We start from the raw sequence: 3,603 nt of genomic DNA, 5'->3' as shown, positions 1-3,603 counted from the left end.
CGCGGGGGGGGGGTTTTGTTTTTATTCCCGCTTCATGAAAAATGCCGCGCTGCACAGGGCAAACACGGCATCTTTAATTCCACTCAACCCTGCTTACTCAGCAGAATTATCAGCTTTTCAGGCTGCATTGGATGCAGGCGGTGCAATCAAAAACGAATGCAGAGCCTGCGCATCAACGGTGCCGCGCAATTTGGCAACCATATCCGGATCGCGCAGCAAACGCGCAATGCGGGACAGTGCCTTCAAATGATCGGCGCCGGCATTTTCCGGTGCAAGCAACAGAAAGACCAGATCAACCGGCTGGTCATCCAGTGCTTCAAAATCCACCGGCTGCTCAAGACGCGCAAAAACACCGGTAATTTTACTGATATTCGGCAGTTTGCCATGTGGTATCGCGATGCCGTTGCCAACACCGGTAGACCCCAAACGCTCACGCTGAGTCACAGTCTCAAAAACTTCTCGCTCAGAAAGACCTGTGAGTTCAGCAGCCTTCTCAGCCAAGATCTGCAATAATTGCTTCTTGGAGCTTGCCTTCAGCGAAGGGATAATCGCCCCTGGCTGAATCAGATCGCTAAGATCCATTTTCTCCATTCCTTCTCTCATGCGGAGTAATCATCTCCGTAACCGGGAGGTGCAGTGATCTACTGCCCATTCAACAGATACTCAAGTCAAATTCGCGATTCTACTCACACTTTTCACGCATCAAATCCGTAACGCATTGATTTCAATCATAAATAAAAATTAAAAAAAGATTACAACACGCATTCACTGACGCCTGCTTCGCGGCATTCCGCTCAAGGTACACCAGTAACACAAAAATTCCTATCTCTAGATATCGTGAATAACAGCTGCAACCACGCAGAAAACAGGGCAGAAAACATTATTTGATTTTTTATATGTTATTTCAGTGAGTTAAAATATGAGAAAAATTTCAAGTTTTTTGGTTGATATATAAATGCATCCGAAAACGGGACAGGCAACCCACTCATCGCTTCAATATTCTGTTCCGGAAAAGCAAAACCCCGCTATCTGCGGATTCGCAAATAGCGGGGCTTGTCAGTTCAGCCTTAAATGCGGGCTGCCTGTGCGACTCTGGACGGATCAATCCAGCCAATATTGCCATCCGGACGACGATAGACAATGTTGACTTCTTCACTTCCTGCATTGCGGAAGACCAATACAGGATGCTCTGTCAGATCAAGCTCAACAACGGCAGATGCAACACTCAGCGTGCGCAGGGAAACGGATGATTCCGCGACGATCGTCGGCGCATAATCCTCAGGAAGATCATGATCTTCGTCGGGAGCCGGTTCCATCACGCTATAGGCGATATTCTGATGATTGTTGCGCGCTGACTGAACCAGAGAGCGGGACTTGAGGCGACGCATATAGCGGCGCATCCTTGTCTCCAGCTTTTCAGCCGCTGCGTCAAAAGAAAATTGCGGATCCTGCGCTTCTGCAGAAGACTGCAGAGTCGCTCCGGTATCCAGATGCAAAGTGCAATCCGTAGTAAAACGGGAACCTGATTTAACGACTGTAATTGTACCGGAAAAGCCACCTTCGTAATATTTGCTAACAGCATCACGGACACGGTCTTCAATTCTGATGCGGAAAGCATCACCGATGTCCATATGTTTACCCGAAACGCGGAGACTCATGTGGCAGTACCTCGCTGTCTATATTCGAACACCTCAATCTAACCACAAGCGAAGGCATTGCGCAAAGCGAACTGACATAAAATAAAATAAACTTTGCATGTGCCAAAAGAATATGCGGACAGCTCTTTGATTGACACAATCAGTCACTATATAAGCGCCTGTCGAAAATTCCGGCGAAATAAACGCCCGTCATCAAAATCATCAACGATTTCAAATAAATTCGGGAGCAGAAACTGCTCCCGGGATTCGCTGACCTGTAGCTCTTAGCGTAAAATTCTGAACTTACAGAGTAAACTGATCGCCCAGATACAATCTGCGTACGTCAGGATTGGCGACGATCTCTTTCGGACGGCCATGGGTGAGCACCTGTCCGGCATGGATAATATAAGCGCGGTCAATCAGGCCGAGCGTTTCACGTACATTGTGGTCGGTAATCAAAACACCGATGCCGCGGCTGGTGAGGTGGCGCACAAGCTGCTGAATATCCGCAACCGCAATCGGATCCACACCGGCAAAAGGCTCATCCAGCAGCATAAAATTCGGGCGGGATGCCAGCGCACGGGCAATTTCGAGACGGCGGCGTTCACCACCCGACAGTGAAATCGCCTGCGCCTTGCGCAGATGCGTGATATGGAATTCTTCCAGCAGCGCATCCAGTTCAATGGCACGCTTTTTGCGGTCTTTTTCAACCACTTCCAGCACGGCCTTGATATTATCTTCAACCGACAGACCACGGAAAATCGAAGCTTCCTGCGGCAGATAGCCGATGCCGAGCCGTGAACGGCGATACATCGGCATAGATGTTACGTCAAAACCGTCAATCTCAATCGTACCGCTGTCGACCGGCACCAGACCGGTCACCATATAAAAGCAAGTGGTTTTACCGGCACCGTTCGGGCCCAGAATACCGACAGCCTCACCGGCACGCACACCAAAGGACACACCATTCACAACCTGACGGCCGCGATAGCTCTTGCTGATGCCTCTGGCAACCAGCGTTCCTTTAAGCCGTGACAATTCCTGAGGCGGACGCTGTCCTTCCGCACCGGCAGACTGCGCCTGCAAATTGCCCGCGGCATCGGCCGCGGCATTATCGGGAGCATGATCGGTTTGGGCGTTTAAAGAGGACAATAGAAATCCAGACCAGTTATCAAAGCCGGTGCCTGCAGTCAAAGCACAAGCAAAATTAAATTTATCAGCTCAGTTGCAGACCAGAACAGCTCTGATCTGCAATTTTTTACTCGGCTTTAGGAGACAGAATAATAGAAACGCGGCCGGACTGTCCTTTACAGCTTTCCAGATAGGCTTTGCCTGTCTGGGTATTGGCTGTCAGCTTGCAACCGGTGGCAATATTATCACCATCAGACAGCACAACTTTCTGGCCGGTCAGCACCATTGTCTGCGCTTTGGCATCATAAGTGCCTGCATCGCCGGTTGCGACCTGTGTACCGGATTTCAGATAGACTTTTCCGTCCACTTCGATCTTCTCAATGCCGCCGGCATCCAGACCAGCGCCGCTCAGGCCACCAATACCGCCTTTGGCTTTATCAGCACCGGCTTTATCGCCGCCGTCTTTTGTTTTGCCGGTATGAACCTGCATACGACCGGCACGCAGCAGAATATCGCCCTGCTTGACCGAAACATTACCGGTGAGAATGATAATGCCCTCTTTGTCGCGCACTTCCATTTTACCGGCATCAATCGAAACAGGTTCTTTGCTGTCAGATAATTTCAATCCGTCAAGGGGAACACCCTGCTGTGCCTGAGCACCTGAAAGGCTCAAAGGCAAAATCAGCAAACCGGACATGAAGAGGGCGGCGATCTGCTTCACGCCTGTCAGGCGCAGCGCAGACTTGCCCGAAACTGTATTCTGTGAGCCTGTTTTCAGCTCGCTGCCTGCCTGTTGCCGCATCATATTCATTCCCTCGAAAATCACCCTTGTTAT

4 protein-coding genes are annotated in these 3,603 nt (G+C 50.2%); all 4 read right to left on the bottom strand.

Features of this window, described 5'->3' with window-relative positions; translation table 11 throughout:
* Positions 1-117: 117 nt before the first annotated feature.
* Positions 118-582 (bottom strand): PTS IIA-like nitrogen regulatory protein PtsN, encoded by a 465-nt coding sequence (gene ptsN, locus A918_RS0108765; RefSeq protein ID WP_028233579.1) that lies wholly within the window; start codon positions 580-582, stop codon positions 118-120.
* 485 nt (positions 583-1,067) lie between these two features.
* Positions 1,068-1,658, bottom strand: a complete 591-nt coding sequence (gene hpf, locus A918_RS0108760; protein WP_022710703.1) for a ribosome hibernation-promoting factor, HPF/YfiA family — start codon at positions 1,656-1,658, stop codon at positions 1,068-1,070.
* A 282-nt stretch (positions 1,659-1,940) separates the two neighbouring features.
* Positions 1,941-2,723 (bottom strand): LPS export ABC transporter ATP-binding protein, encoded by a 783-nt coding sequence (gene lptB / locus A918_RS0108755; RefSeq protein WP_051139016.1) that lies wholly within the window; start codon positions 2,721-2,723, stop codon positions 1,941-1,943.
* 172 nt (positions 2,724-2,895) lie between these two features.
* Entirely contained in the window at positions 2,896-3,465 is a 570-nt protein-coding gene (locus A918_RS0108750) for an LptA/OstA family protein (RefSeq protein ID WP_051139015.1), read from the bottom strand.
* Positions 3,466-3,603 lie beyond the last annotated feature (138 nt).

Source organism: Pseudochrobactrum sp. AO18b (assembly GCF_000409565.1).
GTDB classification, from domain to species: Bacteria; Pseudomonadota; Alphaproteobacteria; order Rhizobiales; family Rhizobiaceae; genus Pseudochrobactrum; species Pseudochrobactrum saccharolyticum.
This window is presented reverse-complemented; position numbering and strand designations above follow the sequence as displayed.

Bases quoted from the DNA above. Each gene is read 5' to 3' on its own strand.
- ptsN (WP_028233579.1), bottom strand. From the start codon at position 582: ATGGATCTTAGCGATCTGATTCAGCCAGGGGCGATTATCCCTTCGCTG.
- hpf (WP_022710703.1), bottom strand. From the start codon at position 1,658: ATGAGTCTCCGCGTTTCGGGTAAACATATGGACATCGGTGATGCTTTC.
- A918_RS0108750 (WP_051139015.1), bottom strand. From the start codon at position 3,465: ATGTCCGGTTTGCTGATTTTGCCTTTGAGCCTTTCAGGTGCTCAGGCA.